General features: G+C 73.3%; 19 protein-coding genes. 3 read left to right on the plus strand and 16 right to left on the minus strand.

Annotation, left to right across the window (positions count from 1 at the left end; all coding sequences use genetic code 11):
• Positions 1-110: 110 nt before the first annotated feature.
• From CLV30_RS10730 to hisI, 3 genes are read right to left on the minus strand one after another with little or no spacing between them, the layout of a single operon-like run.
• The gene (locus tag CLV30_RS10730) at positions 111-746 is read right to left on the minus strand and encodes a Trp biosynthesis-associated membrane protein (RefSeq protein WP_165358508.1); all 636 of its coding nucleotides are present in this window, start codon (positions 744-746) and stop codon (positions 111-113) included.
• Entirely contained in the window at positions 743-2,302 is a 1,560-nt protein-coding gene (locus CLV30_RS10735; protein ID WP_205740589.1) for an anthranilate synthase component I, read from the minus strand. The genes CLV30_RS10730 and CLV30_RS10735 overlap by 4 nt, the downstream gene beginning before the upstream one ends.
• Positions 2,299-2,673, minus strand: coding sequence for a phosphoribosyl-AMP cyclohydrolase (hisI, locus tag CLV30_RS10740; RefSeq protein WP_106537276.1), 375 nt, complete (start codon positions 2,671-2,673; stop codon positions 2,299-2,301). Before hisI ends, CLV30_RS10735 begins: the two co-directional genes overlap by 4 nt.
• A gap of 169 nt (positions 2,674-2,842) precedes the next feature.
• On the opposite strand from hisI, the gene CLV30_RS10745 reads away from it, so the two are divergent.
• Entirely contained in the window at positions 2,843-3,328 is a 486-nt protein-coding gene (locus CLV30_RS10745) for a septum formation family protein (RefSeq protein WP_165358509.1), read from the plus strand.
• A gap of 137 nt (positions 3,329-3,465) precedes the next feature.
• Positions 3,466-4,002 carry a septum formation family protein gene (locus CLV30_RS10750; protein WP_165358510.1) on the plus strand — a complete coding sequence of 179 codons (537 nt, stop codon included), beginning with the start codon at positions 3,466-3,468 and terminating at the stop codon, positions 4,000-4,002.
• Positions 4,003-4,101: 99 nt separating this feature from the next.
• Here the strand turns inward: CLV30_RS10750 and CLV30_RS10755 are convergent, their stop codons facing one another.
• The 7 genes from CLV30_RS10755 to hisH all read right to left on the minus strand — a co-directional run bounded on the left by CLV30_RS10755 (position 4,102) and on the right by hisH (position 11,540).
• Complete coding sequence (locus CLV30_RS10755) at positions 4,102-5,901, minus strand: ABC transporter ATP-binding protein (protein WP_106537196.1); 1,800 nt, start codon at positions 5,899-5,901, stop codon at positions 4,102-4,104.
• Positions 5,898-7,706 (minus strand): ABC transporter ATP-binding protein, encoded by a 1,809-nt coding sequence (locus tag CLV30_RS10760; protein ID WP_106537197.1) that lies wholly within the window; start codon positions 7,704-7,706, stop codon positions 5,898-5,900. The genes CLV30_RS10755 and CLV30_RS10760 overlap by 4 nt, the downstream gene beginning before the upstream one ends.
• A 481-nt stretch (positions 7,707-8,187) precedes the next feature.
• Complete coding sequence (gene hisF / locus CLV30_RS10765) at positions 8,188-8,949, minus strand: imidazole glycerol phosphate synthase subunit HisF (RefSeq protein ID WP_106537277.1); 762 nt, start codon at positions 8,947-8,949, stop codon at positions 8,188-8,190.
• Complete coding sequence (locus CLV30_RS10770) at positions 8,946-9,356, minus strand: RidA family protein (RefSeq protein ID WP_106537198.1); 411 nt, start codon at positions 9,354-9,356, stop codon at positions 8,946-8,948. The genes hisF and CLV30_RS10770 overlap by 4 nt, the downstream gene beginning before the upstream one ends.
• Positions 9,353-10,078, minus strand: a complete 726-nt coding sequence (gene priA, locus CLV30_RS10775; RefSeq protein ID WP_106537199.1) for a bifunctional 1-(5-phosphoribosyl)-5-((5-phosphoribosylamino)methylideneamino)imidazole-4-carboxamide isomerase/phosphoribosylanthranilate isomerase PriA — start codon at positions 10,076-10,078, stop codon at positions 9,353-9,355. Before priA ends, CLV30_RS10770 begins: the two co-directional genes overlap by 4 nt.
• 80 nt (positions 10,079-10,158) lie before the next feature.
• Complete coding sequence (locus tag CLV30_RS10780; protein ID WP_205740590.1) at positions 10,159-10,902, minus strand: class I SAM-dependent methyltransferase; 744 nt, start codon at positions 10,900-10,902, stop codon at positions 10,159-10,161.
• Positions 10,899-11,540 (minus strand): imidazole glycerol phosphate synthase subunit HisH, encoded by a 642-nt coding sequence (gene hisH, locus CLV30_RS10785; protein ID WP_106537200.1) that lies wholly within the window; start codon positions 11,538-11,540, stop codon positions 10,899-10,901. The genes CLV30_RS10780 and hisH overlap by 4 nt, the downstream gene beginning before the upstream one ends.
• Positions 11,541-11,593: 53 nt before the next feature.
• On the opposite strand from hisH, the gene CLV30_RS10790 reads away from it, so the two are divergent.
• A complete protein-coding gene (locus CLV30_RS10790; RefSeq protein WP_106537201.1) occupies positions 11,594-12,751 on the plus strand; it encodes an alpha/beta hydrolase family protein in 1,158 nt (385 codons plus the stop codon).
• A gap of 245 nt (positions 12,752-12,996) precedes the next feature.
• Here the strand turns inward: CLV30_RS10790 and hisB are convergent, their stop codons facing one another.
• The 6 genes from hisB to CLV30_RS10820 all read right to left on the minus strand — a co-directional run bounded on the left by hisB (position 12,997) and on the right by CLV30_RS10820 (position 19,690).
• The gene (hisB, locus tag CLV30_RS10795) at positions 12,997-13,599 is read right to left on the minus strand and encodes an imidazoleglycerol-phosphate dehydratase HisB (protein ID WP_106537202.1); all 603 of its coding nucleotides are present in this window, start codon (positions 13,597-13,599) and stop codon (positions 12,997-12,999) included.
• Positions 13,599-14,729, minus strand: a complete 1,131-nt coding sequence (locus CLV30_RS10800) for a histidinol-phosphate transaminase (RefSeq protein ID WP_106537203.1) — start codon at positions 14,727-14,729, stop codon at positions 13,599-13,601. Before CLV30_RS10800 ends, hisB begins: the two co-directional genes overlap by 1 nt.
• A complete protein-coding gene (gene hisD / locus CLV30_RS10805; protein WP_106537204.1) occupies positions 14,726-16,072 on the minus strand; it encodes a histidinol dehydrogenase in 1,347 nt (448 codons plus the stop codon). The genes CLV30_RS10800 and hisD overlap by 4 nt, the downstream gene beginning before the upstream one ends.
• Positions 16,073-16,182: 110 nt before the next feature.
• Complete coding sequence (locus tag CLV30_RS10810; RefSeq protein WP_106537205.1) at positions 16,183-17,922, minus strand: AMP-binding protein; 1,740 nt, start codon at positions 17,920-17,922, stop codon at positions 16,183-16,185.
• Between the two features lie 164 nt (positions 17,923-18,086).
• Positions 18,087-19,034 (minus strand): sugar kinase, encoded by a 948-nt coding sequence (locus tag CLV30_RS10815; protein ID WP_276319986.1) that lies wholly within the window; start codon positions 19,032-19,034, stop codon positions 18,087-18,089.
• Positions 19,031-19,690, minus strand: a complete 660-nt coding sequence (locus tag CLV30_RS10820; RefSeq protein ID WP_106537206.1) for a bifunctional 4-hydroxy-2-oxoglutarate aldolase/2-dehydro-3-deoxy-phosphogluconate aldolase — start codon at positions 19,688-19,690, stop codon at positions 19,031-19,033. The genes CLV30_RS10815 and CLV30_RS10820 overlap by 4 nt, the downstream gene beginning before the upstream one ends.
• Positions 19,691-19,694 lie beyond the last annotated feature (4 nt).

The raw sequence follows: 19,694 nt of genomic DNA on the forward strand, positions 1-19,694 counted from the left end.
CGCTGATCCTGATGGTCGGCACGTCGTGATGCCGTGCTGACACTCATTGTGCCGGATCAGCCGCGGCGCTCGCCCGCTGCCTCGGCAGCCCGGGTGCGCGGCCGCCCGGCTCAGGTGGGGTCGTCGCCGCGGTCCAGCGCGTCCCAGGCCTCCCGGGCGTCGGTCGCAGCGTCGTCGGTATCCGCGGAACCGTCCGCCGCCTCGTCCGCGGAACCGCCCGCGGAACCGTCGTGCCGCGACCCACCCGCCGACGGCCGGCGCAGCTCGTATCTCGCCCCCATGGCCGGCCAGGACGGGCCGAGGACGACGACGAGGGCCCCCGCGGCGACGATGACGGCCCCGGCGAGGGCGAGCAGCACCACCCAGGCCGGGCTGGTGGAGACCTGCCCGACCTCGTCGGCCGTGCCAGGGCTGCGGAGGACCCACGATTCGATGCGCCCGTCCAGGTCGAGTGCGGTACGCACGGCCATGACCGTGAGGGCTGCGCCGAGCAGCACCAGTACCGAGCCGACGACGCGGCGGCCGATCCGCCGTACGGCCGGCACCGCGACGACGGCGGCGATCGCGACCAGCGAGACCGCCGGCGCCAGCGGCAACAGGTCGCTCCCGGTCGCCGTCGTGGACGTGGCGGTCAGCGACGACGGCATCCGCACCGTCCCCCAGGACCGCGACGACACGCCCAGCCCCAGCACACCGCCGGCGGCGAGCATCGCCAGCGTGATCAGGTACTGCCGCCGCGCGCTCAATCCGGCACGTCCTCGGGCGCTCGCGCGTCGACGGCCTCGATCGACTCGGCCACCGCGATGGCCCGCAACGCGGCCGCCGCCTTGTTCCGCGACTCGTCCCATTCCGCTTCCGGGTCGGAGTCGGCCACCACGCCGCCGCCGGCCTGCACGTACGCCACCCCGTCGCGGATCAGCGCGGTGCGGATCGCGATGGCGACGTCGAGGTCGCCGGAGAAGTCGAGATAGCCGACGACGCCGCCGTAGATCCCGCGACGGGTCGTCTCGAGCTCGTCGATGATCTCCATGGCGCGGACCTTCGGCGCGCCCGACAGCGTCCCGGCCGGGAAGCAGGACGCCAGCACGTCCAGCACGCCGCGGTCGTCCCGCAACCGGCCGACGACGGTCGACTCGATGTGCATGACGTGGCTGTAGCGGCGCACCGTCATGAAGTCGACGACCTCGACGCTGCCGGCCGCGCAGACCCGGCCGAGGTCGTTGCGCGACAGGTCGACCAGCATCAGGTGCTCGGCGCGCTCCTTCGGATCGGCCAGCAGCTCCTCGGCCAGGGCGGTGTCGGCCTCGGGCGTGTCACCGCGCCAGCGGGTGCCGGCGATCGGGTGCGTCATCACCCGCTCGCCCTCCACCTTGACCAGGGCCTCCGGGCTGGAGCCGACGACGGAGTAGGAGCCGTCCTCCCCGCCGTCCGGGCCGGGCAGCCGCAGCAGGTACATGTACGGGCTCGGGTTGTCGCGGCGCAGCACGCGGTAGACGTCCACCGGTTCGGCGTGGGTCGGGGCGCGGAAGCGCTGCGAGACGACGACCTGGAACGCCTCGCCTGCCCGGATCTCCTCCTTGGCCTGCTCGACGGCGGCCAGGAACCGGTCCTTCGGGGTGTCGCTGTGGTGCTCGGGCAGCAGGCCCGGCTCGAACGAGGCCGCCGACGACGGCGTCGGCTCGGCCAGCTCGGCGGTCATCCGGTCCAGCCGGCCCACCGCGTCCTGCCACGCCTCGTCGACGCCCTGGTCGCGGTCGTCCCAGTTCACCGCGTTGGCCACCAACAGAATGGTGCCGTCGTCGTGGTCGAGCACCGCGATGTCGGTGGCCAGCAGGAACGCCATGTCCGGCAGCCGCAGGTCGTCGACGGTGGTCTCGGGCAGCCGCTCGAGGCGGCGTACCGCGTCGTAGGCGACGAACCCGACCAGGCCCCCGGTCAGCGGCGGCAGCCCCGGAAGTCGTTCGCTGTGCAGGGCCTCGAGGGTGCCGCGCAGCGCCTCCCACGGGTCGCCTCCGGCAGGCAGGCCCACCGGTGGGTTGCCGTGCCAGACGGCGACGCCGTCGCGCTCGGACAGCACCGCGGCCGACCGCGCGCCGACGAACGAGTACCGCGACCACACGCCGCCGTGCTCGGCCGACTCCAGCAGGAACGTGCCCGGGCGGTCCGCGGCGAGCTTGCGGTAGACGCCCACCGGGGTCTCGCCGTCGGCCAGCAGGCGGCGCACCACCGGCACCACCCTGCGATCCTTCGCCAGTACCCGGAACTCCTCGAGCCCGGGCGCCGCCCCCAGCTGCCCGCTCACCGCGCCGTCGTCCCCGGCGCCCGGCCCACCACGGCCTCGATCGGCCCGTCGTCGAAACAGGTGTGGCTGCCGGTGTGGCACGCGGGCCCCTCCTGTTCGACCTTGACGAGGACGGTGTCGCCGTCGCAGTCGAGGCGCACCTCACGCACCCACTGCCGGTGACCGGACGTCTCGCCCTTGACCCACAGCTCCTGGCGGCTGCGGCTCCAGTACGTCGCACGGCCGGTCGTCAGCGTCTCGTGCAGGGCGGCGTCGTTCATCCACGCCATCATCAGCACCTGGCCGGTGTCGTGCTGCTGAACGACGGCGGCGATGAGGCCGTCGTCGTTGCGTCTGAGCCGAGCGGCTAGGGTGGGCTCCAGGTCGGGCATGGAACCATTCTCCCCGACCTGCGGTGGCCGGTGCGGTGGGCCTCCCGGCGCGTCCCCCACGGCCCGGTGTCCGCACGGTTCGTATCATGGACGCCCACGCCCCGGAGCACGGTGTCGTGGTTGGCTACCTGCGGTGACGGCACAGCGACAGACGAAGGGGTGCACGGCAGTGGCACGCACGATCCGCGCCATCGCCGCGGTCGCGGGTGCCGTGGCGGTGTTCGCCACCGTGTCCTGCTCGGGTGACGACGAACCCCAGCGTGACCCCTCGGGCAACGTGACCGAGACGGCCGACTCCGCCGACGTGTTCGACATCAAGGTGGGTGACTGCCTCGGCGACGTCGACAACGCCGACGAGGTCACCGACGTCGTGCTCGCGCCGTGCGAGGACGAGCACACGCACGAGGTCTACGCGATCGCCGAGGTGCCCGACGGGCAGTTCCCCGGCGCGGACGCCTTCCAGAACCGCGCGACCAAGCAGTGCGGTGCCCGGTTCGCCGAGTTCGTCGGTGTCGCCTGGAAGAACTCCGAGCTCGACTACAACTGGCTGCAGCCCACCGAGGAGTCGTGGGAGCAGGGTGACCGCCAGATCGTCTGCCTCGCCTACGACCCCGCCGGCCCGGTCACCGGGACGCTCGAGGGCGCCGGGCGATGACAGGCACCCCGGGCGGGTCCGCAGCCGGCGCCGGCACCGACCACCGTGCGTCGCGGCCGCCCCGGCGGTCGCACGAACAGCAAGGTAGCCGCCGCGATCACCGTGGCGTTGATCATTATCGAAGGAGAACACCCACCGTGAAGTCCACGATCCGCACGACCATCGCGGCGCTCGGCGCCGTGGCCGCGATCAGCCTCAGCGGCTGCGGCTCCGACGACGAGTCCGGCGGCGGCAACGAGACCGCGGCCGCGAGCGAGTCCGCGAACGGCGGCACCGAGACCGCTGCGGCCGACGACGGCGCGCCCGCCACCGAGACGGCCGACGTCTTCGACGTGGGGCTCGGCGACTGCATCGGCAGCTTCGCGACCGACTCCGAGGTCAGCAACGTGGCCAAGGCGCCGTGCGACGAGAAGCACGAGCAGGAGGTCTTCGCGGTGACCAAGGCGCCCGACGGCGAGTTCCCCGGCTCGGACGCGTTCCAGAAGCAGGTCGAGAAGGACTGCATCCCCGAGTTCAAGTCGTTCGTCGGAATGAGCTACCAGGAGTCCGAGCTCGAGGTCCAGTGGCTGGAGCCGACCGAGGAGTCGTGGGCCCAGGGCGACCGCGAGATCGTCTGCACCGTCCTCGACCCGGCCGGGCCCGTCACCGGCACCCTCGAGGGCGCCAACCGCTGACACCGAGGATGCGACACCGTGTGAACATCGTGTCGTCATAACGACACCAGCGCCACACCGTACACGGCTGTGCCTGCCCCGGAACCCGAGGATGACGGGTCAGCGCGACTGGGCGACCCACGCCTCGTGCAGGCCCGCGTAGAGCCCGCCCGCGGCGACGAGCTCGCTGTGCCGTCCACGTTCGGCGAGGCGGCCGGCGTCGAACACGAACACCTCGTCGGCGGCCTCGGCGGTGGACAGCCGGTGCGCGATGGTCACCGACGTCCGTCCGCGTGAGATCCCCTCGAGCGCACGCGCCAGGCGCACCTCGGTGGCCGGGTCGACCGCGCTGGTGGCCTCGTCCAGTACCAGCAGGTCGGGGTCGGCGAGGTAGGCGCGTGCCAGTGCGACGAGCTGGCGCTCTCCCGCCGACAGCGACTCGCCGCGCTGGCCGACCTGTGTGGCCAGCCGGGACGGCAGCCCGTCGGCCCAGTCGGCCACGCCCAGCTCGGTCAGCGCGCGCCACAGGTCGTCCTCGGTGGCCTCCGGGCGGCCGTAGCGCAGGTTCGCCGCCAGCGTGTCGTCGAACAGGAACCCCTCCTGGGGCACCATGACGACGCGTTCGCGCAGCGAGTCGAACCGCACGTCGCGCAGGTCGACACCGTCGATCAGCACCCGTCCGGACGCGGGGTCCATCAGCCGGGTCAGCAGCTTCGCGAACGTGGTCTTGCCCGAACCGGTCTCGCCCACGACGGCGACCCGCGTGTGCCGCGGAATGGCGACGTCGACGTCGTGCAGCACGGTCGGCCCGTCCGGGTACGCGTACGAGACGTGCTCGAACCGGACGTCGACCGGCCCGCGCGGCAGCCGCACACCCTCGTCACCGGGGTCGGCGACGTCGGCGCGGGTGTCCAGGATGCCGAGGACCCGCCGCCACCCGGCGATCGCGTTCTGCGCCTCGGCCAGCACTTCGGTGGCGACCTGCACCGGTGCGATGAACAGGGTGACCAGGAAGATGAACGCCAGCAGCCGCCCGAGCGTGATGTCGCCGGCGACGCCGAGCAGCACGCCGGCGACCACCACGGCGGCGTTGGCGATGCCCGCGACCACCTCTCCGGTGGAGAACGCCGACGCCGCGAGCCGCTGCGCGCGGGTGGCGGCCATCCGGTGCGCCTCGACCGCGTCGTCGACCCGCTGCTGCGTACGCCCCTCGACCGCGTAGGCCCGCACGGCCTGGGCGCCGACCACGGCCTCGGACACCGCGCCGAGCATCGAGCCGACACGTTCGCGGACGAGCAGGAACGCCGCCGACAACAGCCGCTGGAAGTAGCGCAGCGCGACGAACAGCGGCAGGAAGCAGACCCAGACCAGGATCGTCAGCTGCCACGAGTAGATCGCCATGATCACCGTGGCGACCACCAGCTGGCCGACGCTGACCAGCATGATCAGCCCGCCGAACTGGACGAACTGCGAGATCGTGTCGACGTCGCTGGTGACCCTGGACACGAGTGACCCGCGCCGCTCGGTGTCCTGCGTCAGCACCGACAGGTCGTGCACGTGCCGGAACGCCTTGGTGCGTAGCGTGGCCAGCCCCGACTCGCTGGCGCGGAACACCCGCACGTTCATGAAGAACGCGGCGACCACGGTCACGACGACGCCGACGGCGGCCAGCCCGACCATCCAGCGGACGTAACCGAGGTCGGCGCCGCCCGGCGCGTTCAGCCCGCCGTCGATGGTCTGCTGGATGGCGATGGGCACGACCACCCGCCCCGCCGTGGCGACCGCGGCGATGGCCAGCGTCAGCGCCAGGCCCTGGGTGATCTCGGGAGACAGGGCGAGCCCGCGCCGCAGTGTGCCGAGCGCGGTGTCGTGACCGGTCTCGCCGAGCCGGGCCGTGCCGGTCGTGGTGCTGGAACTCACGCCTGTCCTCCGGTGCTGTCCGTCGCGGCCGTCGCACGTTCGGCGGCGTCGCGCTCGTAGGCGGTGATCAGCTCGCGGTAGCCAGCCGAGGTACGCAGCAGCTCGTCGTGGGTGCCGCGCGCGCTGATGCGGCCACCGTCGACGTAGACGACCTCGTCGGCCAGCGCGATGGTGGCGCGCCGGTAGGCGACCACGACCACCGTCGACGGCAGCGACGCGTCGCGCAGCCCGGCCAGGATGCGACGCTCGACCTCCGGGTCGACGGCGCTGGTGGCATCGTCGAGCACCAGCAGTCTGGGCTCGCGCACCACGGCGCGTGCCAGCGCCAGCCGCTGTCGCTGGCCGCCGGACAACGTCGCGCCGCGCTCGCCGATGGGCGCGTCGAGATCGTCGGCGAGCTCGGCGACGAACCCGTCGCCCTGGGCGAGTCGCAGCGCGGCCCACACCGACTCGTCGGGCGCGTCGCGGCCCAGGGTGACGTTGTCGCGCACCGTGTCCTCGAAGACGAACGGCTGCTGGAACACCAGAGACACGGCCTCCGCGACCTCGCCGCGGTCGAACTCACGCAGGTCGGTGCCGTCCAGCAGGACGGCACCGCTCACCGGGTCGACCAGCCGCACCAGCAGCGAGGCCAGCGTGGACTTGCCGGAGCCGGTAGCGCCGACGACGGCGACGGTGCGGCCCGGAGCGACGTCCAGGGTGACGTCGTTCAGCACCGGCGCGCCGTCGACGTAGGAGTACGAGAGCCCGTTCAGGCCCAGCCTGGCCGGCTGCGCCGATCCGGTCAGCCGGGTCGAGCCGTACGGCAGCGATCCGGTGGCGTCGAGGACCGCGGACACCCGTCGCCAGCCCACCACCGACCGCGGCAGCTCGCCGAGCACGAAGCCGATGGCCCGGATGGGGAACGCGGTGACGGTGAGCAGATAGGCGACCTGCACGAGCGTGCCCGCCTCGAGGGTGCCGTCGGCCACCCGCACCGAGCCCACCGCGAGCACGACGAGAACGCCCAGGTTCGGCAGCGCCTCGAGCACCGGGTCGAACGCGCCGCGGATGCGGCCGACGCCGATGTTCGCGTCGCGCAACTGGTGGGCGACGCCGGCGAAGCGGTGCGTCTCGTCCGCCTCGCGGCCCATGGCCTTCACCACCGCGGCGCCGTCGAACGACTCGTGCGCCACGCCGGACAGCTCCGCGCGCAACGCCTGTGCGCGGGTGGCCAGCGGCGACAGCCGGCGCTGGTAGACGAAGTTGAGCAGCAGGATGGCCGGGAAGACCAGCGCGCCCACGAGCGCGAGCAACGGGTCGGCCAGGAACATCGACACCAGCGCGAACACCAGCATGACCACGACGCCCAGCGCGAACGGCAACGGCGCGATCGGGAAGAACGTCGCCTCGACGTCGGCGTTCGCGTTGGACAGCAGCGTGCCGGTGGAGTGCCGGTGGTGCCAGGACAGCGGGAGCCGCAGGTACTGCCGGGTGACGCGGCGCCGGTAGCGGGCGTTGAGCCGGTACTGCCCGAGCCCCGCGTAGTAGCGCCGGACCACGATGCCCGCGGCCTTGAGCAGCGCGGTGACGAAGATGGCCAGCGCCGCGGCGACGAGCGCGCCCGTCGTGGTGTCGCCCTCGCGGAACGCGGGCACGACGACGTCGTCGGTCACCCTGCCGATGACCACCGACGAGGCGACGGTCATGATGCCGTACAGCGCGCTGCCGGCCACCGCGACGCCCAGAATGACCGGTTCGTCACGCAGCGCCCGCCACAGGACGCGGAACCCCTCACGCAGGGTCGCCTGTCGCTCGTCCGTCACTGCGCCTCCACGTCGGCAACGATGACCCACTGCGCGAACCGGGGCGCGCGGACACGGCGCGAATGCGAGCGGGATACCTGGACACGTACGGTACCAACCGGCACCGACACTCCTGGGGCCGCCGCACCGCCCGCCGCGAGCGCCCGCCGCGAGCGCCCGCCGCGAGCGCCCGCCGCGAGCGCATCGTGCCTCGGGGATCGTGCCTCGGGGTGCGGCCACGGCCCGACAGAGCAGGAAATGATCAGGTGACAGCCGAGCCGGGAATGATCAGGTGACAGATCGCCGTCGTGGACCGTCATACTGTCACCTGATCGTTTCGTGTCCACCGATCGGACATGATCAGGTGACCCGAGCTCCGGGCCGCAGCAGGGGCCACACTTCTGTCGTCACCTGATCGACACGTCGACGACGATCAGGTGACGGGACGACGATCAGGTGACAACAGCCGACGCGACCGCGGCACGAGCGTCCAGCGCAGGGGTCAGCGCACCGGGTGGCCCGCGGCCGCGAGCGTCTCCTTCACGTCCCGGATGGGCAGGTCGCCGAAGTGGAACACACTGGCGGCCAGCACCGCGTCCGCGCCGGCCGCCACGGCGGGCGCGAAGTGCGACAGCGCCCCGGCGCCCCCGCTGGCGACGACCGGCACGTCGACGGCGGCACGCACCGCCTGCAGCATCTCGACGTCGTAGCCGTTCTTCGTGCCGTCCGCGTCCATCGAGTTGAGCAGGATCTCGCCGGCGCCGAGGTCGGCGGCGCGCCGGGCCCAGCTCACCGCGTCGGTGCCGGTGCCGCGGCGTCCGCCGTGCGTGGTGACCTCGAAGCCGGACGCGGTGTCGCCGCCGCGGCGTGCGTCGACCGAGAGCACCAGCACCTGGGCGCCGAAACGCTCGGCGATCTCGCCCACGAGCTCCGGACGTGCGACGGCCGCCGTGTTCACGCCGACCTTGTCCGCTCCGGCGCGCAGCAGCCGGTCCACGTCCTCGACGGTGCGCACCCCTCCGCCCACGGTCAGCGGGATGAACACCGCGTCGGCCGTGCGCGACACCACGTCGTACATCGTCGACCGGTCGTCGCTGGACGCGGTGATGTCGAGGAACACCAGCTCGTCGGCGCCTTCACGGCCGTACGCGGCGGCCATCTCCACCGGGTCGCCGGCGTCGCGCAGGTCGGCGAAGCGCACGCCCTTCACCACCCGGCCGGCGTCCACGTCCAGGCACGGGATGACACGCACCGCGACGCTCAGGACGCCTCCTCCGTCGGGCCGCCGAGCCCCGCCCGGTAGCCAACCGCCTCGATCTCGACCAGCAGCCGCGGATCGATCAACGCGCTGACCTGCAGCATCGACGTAGCCGGCCGGATGTCGCCGAACATCTCGCCGTGTGCGCGGCCGTACTCCTCCCAGCGGGAGATGTCGGTGACGAAGATGCGCGTGCGCACCACGTCCTCGGGCGCCGCGCCGACACGCTCCAGCGCGGCAGCGACGTTGCGCAGGGTCTGCACGGTCTGCAGGTACGCGTCGCCCTCGTGCACGACGTCGCCGTCGGCGATCGGGGTGCAGCCGCTGACCCAGACGTGCCCGTCCGCGGCAACCGCGCGGCTGTAACCGACGATCGCCTCCCACGGGGCGCCGGAGCCGACCCGGACGGTCATGTGCTCGCCACCTTCAGTGCCTCCTCCAGCGTGAACGCGCCAGCGTACAGCGCCTTGCCGATGATCGCTCCCTCGACCCCGGCCGGGACGAGGGCACGCAGCGCGGCGACGTCGTCCAGGGTGGACACGCCGCCGCTGGCGACGACGGGACGGTCGGTGCGCGCGCACACCTCACGCAGCAGATCGACGTTGGGCCCGCGCAGCGTGCCGTCCTTGGCGACGTCGGTGACGACGTACCGGGCGCAGCCGTCGCGGTCCAGCCGGTCGAGCACCTCCCACAGGTCGCCGCCCTCGCGGGTCCAGCCGCGGGCGGCCAGCGTCGTCCCGCGCACGTCCAGGCCGACCGCGACGCGGTCGCCGTGCCGGGCGATCGCGGCGGCGGTCCAGTCCGGGTTCTCCAGCGCTGCCGTGCCCAGGTTCACCCGCGCGCACCCGGTCGCGAGGGCGGCCTCGAGGGACTCGTCGTCGCGGATGCCCCCGGACAGTTCCACCGCGACGTCCAGGCGCCCGACCACCTCGGCCAGCAGCTCGCGGTTGCTCCCGCGCCCGAACGCCGCGTCCAGGTCCACCAGGTGCACCCACGCCGCGCCCGCGTCCTGCCACGCCAGCGCGGCCTCCAGCGGCGCGCCGTACGAGGTCTCGCTGCCCGCGGCGCCCTGCACGAGCCGCACGGCCTGGCCGTCGACCACGTCCACCGCCGGCAGCAGCTCCAGCTCCGTCATCGTCGCCTCGCCCGCGTCGTCTCGCCGGCCGTCGTGACGCCTGCCATGGTCTCCCTCGTCCTCGTGTCGTCCGGGGCCGCTCATCCGAGCTTCACCGCCCGGAACCGCAGCCGCCGGTAGTCGGCCCACCAGGCGTCGTCGTGCCACAGCTGCGGCCGGGCGATCTCCTCGGCACGGCGCAGCACGTCGGCCGGCAGCGCGGCGACCACGTCGGCGGCGAACATCGACAGCCACTTCAGCAGCCCGTCCGGCCCGGCCAGTTGGGTCGGCCGGTCGTAGAAGTCCAGCTGGCGGATCTCGAGGCCCGCGTCCTCGAGCATCGCCGCGTACTGCGCCGGCGACGAGAAGAACCACGGCCACGCCGGCCGGGGCCGTCCCGCCTCGAGGCACGCCTCGTCGACCGCCGCGGTGATCGCGGCCACGTTCCCGGTCGCGCCCATCTCGGCGACGAACCGGCCGTCGACGCGCAGCGCGTCGGACACGCACCCGAGCACCTCGACCTGCGCCGGCATCCAGTGCAGGGCCGCGTTGGACACCACGCCGTCGACGGGACGGTCGACGCTGAAGTCGTGCGCGTCCGCGACCCGCAGCTCGACGTCGTCGCCGAGCCGGGCCCGGGCGGCCTCGATCATGTCGGCGTCGGCGTCCATGCCGATGGCGGTCGCGCCCGACTCGATGATGCGCGCGGTCAGGTCACCGGTGCCACAGCCCAGGTCGAGGATCGTCTCGCCGGGCTGTGGCACCAGCCAGTCGAGCAGCTCGGCTCCGTACGCCGCGACGAACGCGAAGTCGCGGTCGTAGGCGCCGGAATCCCACGTCGTCACGTCTGCACACCCTTCACCCAGTTCTCCAGCAGCCGCAGCCCCGCGTCCCCGGACTTCTCCGGGTGGAACTGCGTCGCCGACAGCGGACCGTTCTCGACGGCGGCGACGAACCGGTCGCCGCCGTGCTCGGACCAGGTCACCCGCGGCGGCTCGAACCGCCCCGTGTCCTGCAGGCCCCATCGCCGCACCCCGTAGGAGTGCACGAAGTAGAAGCGTTCGTCGCGCACACCGTCGAACAGCGCCGTGTCGGCCGGCGTGTCGACCGTGTTCCAGCCCATGTGCGGTACCGGCGTGGCCTGGATCCGCTCGACCGTACCCGGCCACTCCCCCAGACCCTCGGCCTCGTCACCGTGTTCGACGCCGCGATCGAACATGATCTGCATGCCCACGCAGATGCCCAGCACCGCGCGCCCGCCCGCGAGCCTGCGCCCGACGACCTCGTGTCCGCGCACCGCCCGGACGCCGTCGGCGCACGCCGCGAACGCGCCGACTCCGGGCACCACCAGGCCGTCGGCGTCCATCGCGGCGGTGCGGTCCGCGGTCAGCGTGACGTCCGCACCGACCTCGCGCAGCGCGCGCACCGCCGATCGCACGTTGCCGAACCCGTAGTCCAGCACGACCACCCGCCGGCCGCTCATCCGTGCCTCCCGCGTGTCACACTTCGCTCGTGAGCCTCGACGATCATCGGCCCGTGCCGGCCGCCACTGCGGGAGGCCGTCCGCGGCGCTGGCGGCGTGTCGCCGTCGCCGGGTCGGCGACCGCCGTGGGGGTGGCGCTCACGAGCACCGCGGCCGGGGCCTGGTACTACGCGGACGAGCTGCTGCGGGTCCGCCCCGACCCGCCGGAGTTTCCGCTGACCGTCGTCGCGGTCACCGGATCCACCGTCACCCTGTCCGGCACGGGCGCCGACCAACCGGGGCTGCTCGGAGTGCATTGGCCCGGCGGCTATGCCCGGGTGGGGCCGGATGTCCGCGTCGTGCGTGCCTCCGGCACCGCGGGCACCGTCGTGCGCGGCCTGCGCGCCTACCCCGACACCCCGGCCGTCGGCGCCACCGTCCGCCTCGACTTCTACGCCGCACCGCTCGAGCCGGCGGAGCTGGCCACGGTCACCGGGCTGGACGTCGGCGAGATCGGCTACGACGGGCCGCTGGGCCGCTACCCCGCGACGTACCTGCCCGCCGCCGGCGGGGCCCGTTGGGTCGTGCACGTGCACGGCCGCGGCGGCTCCCGCGCCGAGGGCTACCGGTTGATGCCCGCGCTGCACACAGCCGGCTACCCGCAACTGTCCGTCGCCTACCGCAACGACGACGGCGCACCCGCGGACCCCGGCGGCGAGTTCGGTCTCGGCTGGACCGAGTCCGACGATCTCGCCGCAGCGGTCAGCGAAGCGCGTGCTCGCGGCGCCCGCGACGTGATCCTGGCCGGGTACTCGATGGGCGGCGCGATCATCGGGAACTACCTGCGCACACACGGCTCCGACGGCGTGGCCGGGGTGCTGTACGACGCGCCCGCGCTGTCGTGGCCGGACATTCTGACCTACCAGGCCGCCCAGCGCGGGATGCCCCGCTTCGCCGCCCGGGTCGCCGCGACGGCGGTGCGGTGGCGCGCCGGTGTCGACCTGATCGCCATGGACCAGGTGACCCGTGCCGAACGGCTGGACGTGCCGGTGTTCCTGGCCCACGGCGCGAACGACTCGACAGTGCCGGTCTCGTCGTCGGACGCGCTCGCCGCGGCCCGCCCGGATCTGGTGACGTACCTGCGAACCGACGCCGAGCACGTCCAGAGCTGGAACGTCGACCCGGACCACTACGAGACGCGAGTCCTCGACTTCCTCGCGCGCCTCCGCTGACCCGCAGGCGACGACGGGTTCCGGGCGCCGTCCGCGAACGGACGTCAGCCGGAGCCGCCCGTGTGGGGGGCGGGGAGATCCCGTCCATGGTGCGGACGGGCATCGGCGAGCGACAACGGGGACGCGCCTCGCGGACGGCGGCCGGAACCCGTCCATGGTGCGGACGGGCATCGGCGAGCGAGGCACGAGCGAGCCGCGGGCGAGGACGGGTTCCGGGCGCCGTCCGCGAACGGAACTCAGCCGCGTCACAAGGCGCCCTTCGTGGACGGCACGCCGAGCTCGCGCGGGTCGTACGCGACGGCCGTACGCAGCGCTCGCGCCACAGCCTTGAACTGCGCCTCGGCGACGTGGTGCGGGTCGCGCCCGCCGAGCACCCGTACGTGCATGGTCAGCCCGGCGTGGTGGGCGATGCTCTCGAGGACGTGCGCGGTCAGCGACCCGGTGAAGTGTCCGCCGATCAGCACGTGCTCCTGCCCGGCGGGCTCGCCGGCGTGCACGAAGTACGGGCGGCCGGACACGTCCACCACCGCGTGCGCGAGCGCCTCGTCCAGCGGCACGGTCGCCTCGCCGTAGCGGACGATGCCGGTCTTGTCGCCGAGCGCCTCGCGCAGCGCCTGGCCGAGCACGATGGCGGTGTCCTCGACGGTGTGGTGGACGTCGATGTGCGTGTCGCCCTCCGCGCTGACGGTCAGGTCGATCAGCGAGTGCCTGGCGAACGCGGTGAGCATGTGGTCGTAGAAGCCGACGGTGGTGGCGATGTCGTGCCGGCCGGAGCCGTCCAGGTCGACCTGGACGGCGACCGTGCTCTCGCTGGTCGTCCGCTCGACCTTCGCCGTGCGATCACTCATCATCGTTCTCCCGTCACCACTGTCGCGCCGGCACGCGCGCCGTCGCCGACCACCGCTGTCAGCGCCGCGGTGAACGCGGCCGTTTCGTCGGGCGTGCCCACCGAGACCCGTAGCCACCCGTCCGGTCCCGTCTCGCGGATCAGGACTCCGCGGTCCAGCAGACCCTGCCATACCGCATGCCGGTCCGAGAACCGGCCGAACAGCAGGAAGTTCGCGTCCGAGTCGGCGACCTCGAGCCCCGTCGACCGCAGCCACTCGGCGAGCCGGTCGCGCTCGTCACGCAGCTGGCGTACCCGGGCCTGCAGCTCGTCGGCGTGGCGCAGCGCCGCCGACGCGACCGCCTGCGTCACCGCCGACAGATGATACGGCAACCGCACCACCCGTAGCGCGTCCACGACCTCCTCGGACGCGGCGGCGTAGCCGAGGCGCGCTCCGGCGAAGGCGAACGCCTTGCTCATGGTGCGGGTCACCACCAGCCGCGGATGGCCGGCCAACAGGCTCAGGGCGCTCGGCGTCCCGTCCCGGCGGAACTCCGCGTACGCCTCGTCGACGACCACGACCGTCCTGGTGGCCTCCGTCGCGTCGTGCAGCCGCCGGACGAGATCCAGCGGGACCGCCGTCCCCGTGGGGTTGTTCGGCGAGGCCACCAGCACCACCGACGGCCGGTGCGTGGCGACGGCCTCCAGCGCGGCGTCGACGTCGACGGTGAAGTCCTCGCGCCGCGGCGCGGTGACCCAGGTGGTGGCGGTGTCGCGGGCGTACTCCGGATACATCGAGTACGTCGGCGCGAACGACAGCGCCACCCGGCCGGGGCCGCCGAAGGCCTGCAGGATCTGCAGCATGACCTCGTTCGACCCGTTGGCCGCCCACACCTGCTCGGGCCGCAGCGACACGCCGGACTCGCGTTCGAGGTAGGCCGCGAGGCCGGCGCGCAGCTCGGACGCCTCCCGGTCCGGGTACCGGTTGAGTCCGCGGACCGCGTCGGCCACCGCGGCCGCGGCGTCGGCGACCAGCGCCTCGGACGGCGGGAACGGGTTCTCGTTGACGTTCAGGCAGACCGGAACGTCGAGCTGCGGAGCGCCGTACGCCTGGATTCCGCGCAGCTCGTCGCGGATCGGCAGCTCGCTCATCCGCGGCGCTCCTCGTCGCCGGTCCCGAACCGCACGCCGACGGCGTCGCCGTGCGCGGGCAGGTCTTCGGCGTCGGCGAGCGCACGCACGTGCGGCGCGGCGGTGCGCAACGCCTGCTCGTCGTACTCGACGATGTGCACGCCGCGCAGGAACGACTGCACCGACAGCCCGGCGGTGTGCCGCGCGCTGCCGCCGGTGGGCAGCACGTGGTTGGAGCCGGCGACGTAGTCGCCCAGGCTGACCGGGGCGTACGGCCCGACGAACACCGCGCCGGCATTGCGCACGCGTGCCGCCACCGCCGCCGCGTCGGCGGTCTGGATCTCCAGGTGCTCCGCCGCATAGGCGTCGACCACCGCGAGCCCCTGGTCGAGGTCGTCGACGACGATGCTCGCCGACTGCGCGCCGCCGAGTGCGGTTCGGACACGCTCGACGTGCTTCGTCGCGGCCACCTGACGGGTCAGCTCCGTGTCGACGGCGTCGGCCAGTGCCGGGCTGTCGGTGACGAGCACGCTGGCCGCCAGCGGGTCGTGCTCGGCCTGGCTGATCAGGTCCGCGGCGACGTGTGCGGGGTCGGCGCCGCTGTCGGCCAGCACCGCGATCTCGGTGGGACCCGCCTCGGCGTCGATGCCGATGCGGCCCTTGAGCAGTCGCTTGGCCGCCGCGACGTAGACGTTGCCCGGACCGGTGACGAGGTCGGCCGGCGGGCATGCCCAGGTGCCGTCGTCGCCGCGCACGCCGTAGGCGAACATGGCCACCGCCTGGGCGCCGCCGACGGCGTACACCTCGGTGACCCCGAGCAGCGCGCACGCGGCGAGGATGGTCGGGTGCGGCAGCCCGCGCGCGTCACGCTGCGGCGGGCTGGTCACCGCGAGCGACCCGACACCGGCCTCCTGCGCGGGAACGACGTTCATGACGACACTGCTCGGGTAGACCGCGCGTCCGCCGGGCACGTACAGACCGACCCGCTCGACCGGAACCCACCGCTCGGTGACGGTGCCGCCGGGAACAGGGCTGACGGTCGTGTCCGTCCGGCGCTGACCGGCGTGAACCGCACGCGCCCGGCTGATCGACTCTTCGAGCGCGGCACGCACCTGCGGGTCGAGAGTGCGCAGCGCCGCGTCCAGGGCCGCCTCCGGAACCCGGACGTCGTCGAGCTCGACGCCGTCGAACCGCGCCGTGAGCTCCTTGACCGCGGACAGCCCGCGATGCTCGACGTCGGCACAGATCGGCCGGACGGCTTCCAGCGTGGACTCGACGTCAGTGGCGGCGCGCGGGACGAGCGACCGGTAGTCGACGGCGCTGCCGTCGCCGTTCGCCCCCCGCAGGTCGATGCGGCGTATCACTTACCCGAGTGTAGATGCGCAGCTCACCAGGCGGACAACCGGACCGTATTCCGGGACGTGCCTCGGTGCGCCGGTTCATCACGCGGACGACGCGCCCGGACGCCAGATCGTCACGAGCCGAGGCCGGCGACGTCGTCCTCCCAGAACTCCGCACCGCCCGCCTGCTCGCCGCGCGTCCCGTCCCCGTGCAGATCGTCCTCTCGGTCGCGCAGCTCGACCCGGCGGATCTTGCCGGAGATCGTCTTCGGGAGTTCGCCGAACTCGAGCCGCCGCACCCGCTTGTAGGGCGCGAGATGCTCACGGGCGTAGTGCAGGATCGACCCGGCCGTCTGTGCGTCCGGCTCGTGCCCGGCGGCGAGCGTCACGTACGCCTTGGGCACCGACAGCCGGATCGGGTCGGGTGACGGCACCACGGCTGCCTCGGTGACCGCGGGATGCTCGATGAGCACGCTCTCGAGCTCGAACGGGCTGATCCGGTAGTCCGAGGACTTGAAGACGTCGTCGGTGCGGCCGACGAAGGTGATGTAGCCGTCCTCGTCGATGGTCGCGACGTCGCCCGTGTGGTACTCACCGCCGCGGGTGACGTCGGCGGTGCGCTCGGGGTCGTCGCGGTACTGGGTCATCAGCCCCACCGGTCGCGGGTCGAGGCGCAGGCACACCTCACCCTCCCCGCCGGGGCTGGTGCGGTCCGCCCCACTGGCGGGCTCGCGCAGCACCACCTCGTACCCGGGCAGCGGCCGCCCCATGGAGCCGGGCCGGACCGGCTGGCCGGGAGTGTTGGCGATCTGCGCGCAGGTCTCGGTCTGCCCGTAGCCGTCGCGGACCGTGACGTCCCACACCTGCCGGACCTGCTCGATGACCTCCGGGTTCAACGGCTCGCCCGCGGCGACGACCTCACGCAGCGGGATGCGCCCGCGGAAGGCGGCCAGGTCGGCCTGCACGAGCATCCGCCACACGGTCGGGGGCGCGCAGAACGTGGTGACCTCGTGGGCGGCCATGGTCTCCAGCAGCCCTTCGGCGTCGAACCTGGGCTGGCTGATGACCAGCACCGTCGCCTCGGCGTTCCACGGCGCGAACACGGTGCTCCACGCGTGCTTCGCCCACCCCGGCGACGACACGTTGACGTGCACGTCGCCGGGCTGCAACCCCACCCAGTACATCGTGGACAGGTGCCCGATCGGGTAGGACACGTGCGAGTGCTCGACCAGCTTCGGCAGCGTGGTCGTGCCGGACGTGAAGTACAGCAGCAGCGTGTCGTCGGCGAAGGTCGGAGCGTCCGGCTCGAACCCGCCGTGGTGTTCCAGGCCGTCGCGGTGGTCCAGCCAGCCCGTGGGCGCTCCGCCCGCCGCGATGCGGGTGCACTCACCCGCGGCGGCGTCGAGCCGTTCGGCGTCCGCGGCTCGCGCGACGACGTGCCCGATGCCGCCGCGCCGGATCCGGTCGACGATGTCGGCCGCGGACAGCTGCGTGGTGGCCGGGACGATGACGACGCCGAGCTTGATGCAGGCCAGCATGGTCTCCCAGAGCTCGACCTGGTTACCCAGCATCAGCAGCAGCCGGTCGCCGCGCCGCATGCCCTGGGCGCGGTACCAGTTCGCGAGCCGGTCCGAGCGTTCGGACAGCTCCGCGTAGGTCAGCGCGGTCTCGTCCTGCTCGTCGACGACCCGCAGCGCCACCCGCCCGGCGGTCGGCTCGGACCGGGCGACCTGGTCGAACCAGTCGAGCGCCCAGTTGAACGTGGCCGGCCGCGGCGGCACGTACCGCCGGCGCGCGCCGTCCAGGTCGGCACGCGAATCCAGGAGCAGATCGCGTGCCTGCCGGAAGCTCTGGTGGGGCGTCGTCTCGGTCATGGCCGGCCTCCACGGTGGAGCTGACGTTGTCCTGCGGCGGACATTACCCCGCCCGCGGCCGTCAGCCGAGCGCGTCGGCGAAGATCGCGAGCGGATGGGGGTGTGGTTACTGGGGCCATAGCGCCAGTAACCACACCCCCATCCGTCAGACGGCATCGGCGGCGTCAGCGGCGGACCTGGTCTCCCCCGCCGACCAGAGCCCGCAGGTCGGCGCCGGTGGGCAGGCCCTCCCAGTCGCCAAGGGCGGTGCAGGCGAACGCGCCGGCAGCCGCGGCCGTGCGCAGCCGCTGCTCCGACTCCGCGCCGGACATGAGCTCGGCCAGGTACCCGGCCACGAACGCGTCGCCGGCGCCGACGGTGTCGACCACCCGGACAGGCACCACCGGGGTGCTGGTCACGATGCCGTCGATGCAGGACACCGCGCCGTCCGCGCCCAGTTTGACGACGGCCTGGCCCGGCCCGAGCGACACCAGGTCGCGCGCCATCCGCTCCGGATCGGCCTCGTCGACGAGCAGCGAAGCCTCCTCGGGGCCGCCGAACACCACGTCGGCCTGCGCCACCAGCGGCGCGAGCGCCGCGCCGGCGTCGTCGCGACTCCAGAGCGCGGAGCGGTAGTTGACGTCCAGCGAGACCGTCACCCCGGCGTCACGGGCGAGCCGGACGGCGTGCCGGACCGCCTCCGCCGGCCCCCGGCCGAGCGCGGGCGTGATGCCGGTGACGTGCAGTACCGCCGCGGACGTGACCGCCTGCTCGTCCACGTCCGCCGCCGTCATGCCCGCGGCAGCACTGCCGCCGCGGTAGTACCGCACGTGCGTGCGCAGGCTGTTCGGCCGTTCCTTGACCATCAGGCCGGTCGGGCGCACGTCGTCCGTCGTCGCCAGCGCGGACACGCTCTCGGCGCGGAGCTCGCGCAGGATCAGCTCGCCGAATCCGTCGGCCCCGACGCGGCTGATCCAGCTCGCCGGGTGCCCGAGTCGACGCACCCCGATGGCGACGTTCGACTCCGCGCCGGCCACCGACAGCTTGAGGTCCCGATGCCCCGCCCACGAGCCGACCTCCGCGCCGGAGACCAGCGCCATCGTCTCGCCGAGGGTCACCATGCCGGCGTTCACGCCACACCTCCCCGGGCCTGGCGCACCGCGGCCAGCGCCACCCGGGCGCGTTCGGCGAGCGCGCCGAGATCGCCGCCGTCCGCGGCGTCGCCCAGCAACGGACCGCCCAGGCCCACGCCGGAGGCACCGGCACTGATCCAGTCGCCGATGTTCGTCAGGCTCACCCCGCCGGTCGGCATGATCTCGATGTCCGGGAACGGCCCGGCCAGGCTCGTGATGTAGGACGGCCCGACGGCGGATCCCGGGAACAGCTTGACGATCGAGGCACCGGCGCGCCACGCGGTCAGCACCTCCGTCGGCGTGAAGGCGCCCGGATAGGAGGGCACTCCGGCCTCGGCCGCGACCGCGAGCACGTCCGGCTCGACGGACGGCGACACGACGAAGCCCGCGCCGGCCTCGACCACGGCCCGCGCCTGCACACCGTCGGTCACCGTGCCGGCGCCGACGTCGACATCGTCCGGAAGTTCGGCGCGCAGGTTGCCGATCGCCTCGATCGCGCCCGGCACGGTGAGCGTGATCTCCAGGCAGGTGATGCCCGCGTCGACCAGTGCCCTGCTCACGTCGGTGAAGCGCTCCGCGGAGCGGGCGCGCAGGATCGCCATCACACCGGTCTCTCGCAGCTGCCTGCTCGGCTGTCTGCGTTCGGCAACGGTCATGCGT

It is taken from the genome of Haloactinopolyspora alba, from assembly GCF_003014555.1.
Taxonomy (GTDB): domain Bacteria; phylum Actinomycetota; class Actinomycetes; order Jiangellales; family Jiangellaceae; genus Haloactinopolyspora; species Haloactinopolyspora alba.

What these genes read in the sequence shown, in the direction of transcription:
- CLV30_RS10810 (WP_106537205.1), bottom strand. Translation starts at nt 17,922, where the DNA reads ATGACCGAGACGACGCCCCACCAGAGCTTCCGGCAGGCACGCGATCTG.
- priA (WP_106537199.1), bottom strand. Translation starts at nt 10,078, where the DNA reads ATGACGGAGCTGGAGCTGCTGCCGGCGGTGGACGTGGTCGACGGCCAG.
- CLV30_RS10770 (WP_106537198.1), bottom strand. Translation starts at nt 9,356, where the DNA reads ATGACCGTCCGGGTCGGCTCCGGCGCCCCGTGGGAGGCGATCGTCGGT.
- hisH (WP_106537200.1), bottom strand. Translation starts at nt 11,540, where the DNA reads ATGAGCGGCCGGCGGGTGGTCGTGCTGGACTACGGGTTCGGCAACGTG.
- hisB (WP_106537202.1), bottom strand. Translation starts at nt 13,599, where the DNA reads ATGAGTGATCGCACGGCGAAGGTCGAGCGGACGACCAGCGAGAGCACG.
- CLV30_RS10800 (WP_106537203.1), bottom strand. Translation starts at nt 14,729, where the DNA reads ATGAGCGAGCTGCCGATCCGCGACGAGCTGCGCGGAATCCAGGCGTAC.
- CLV30_RS10820 (WP_106537206.1), bottom strand. Translation starts at nt 19,690, where the DNA reads ATGACCGTTGCCGAACGCAGACAGCCGAGCAGGCAGCTGCGAGAGACC.
- hisI (WP_106537276.1), bottom strand. Translation starts at nt 2,673, where the DNA reads ATGCCCGACCTGGAGCCCACCCTAGCCGCTCGGCTCAGACGCAACGAC.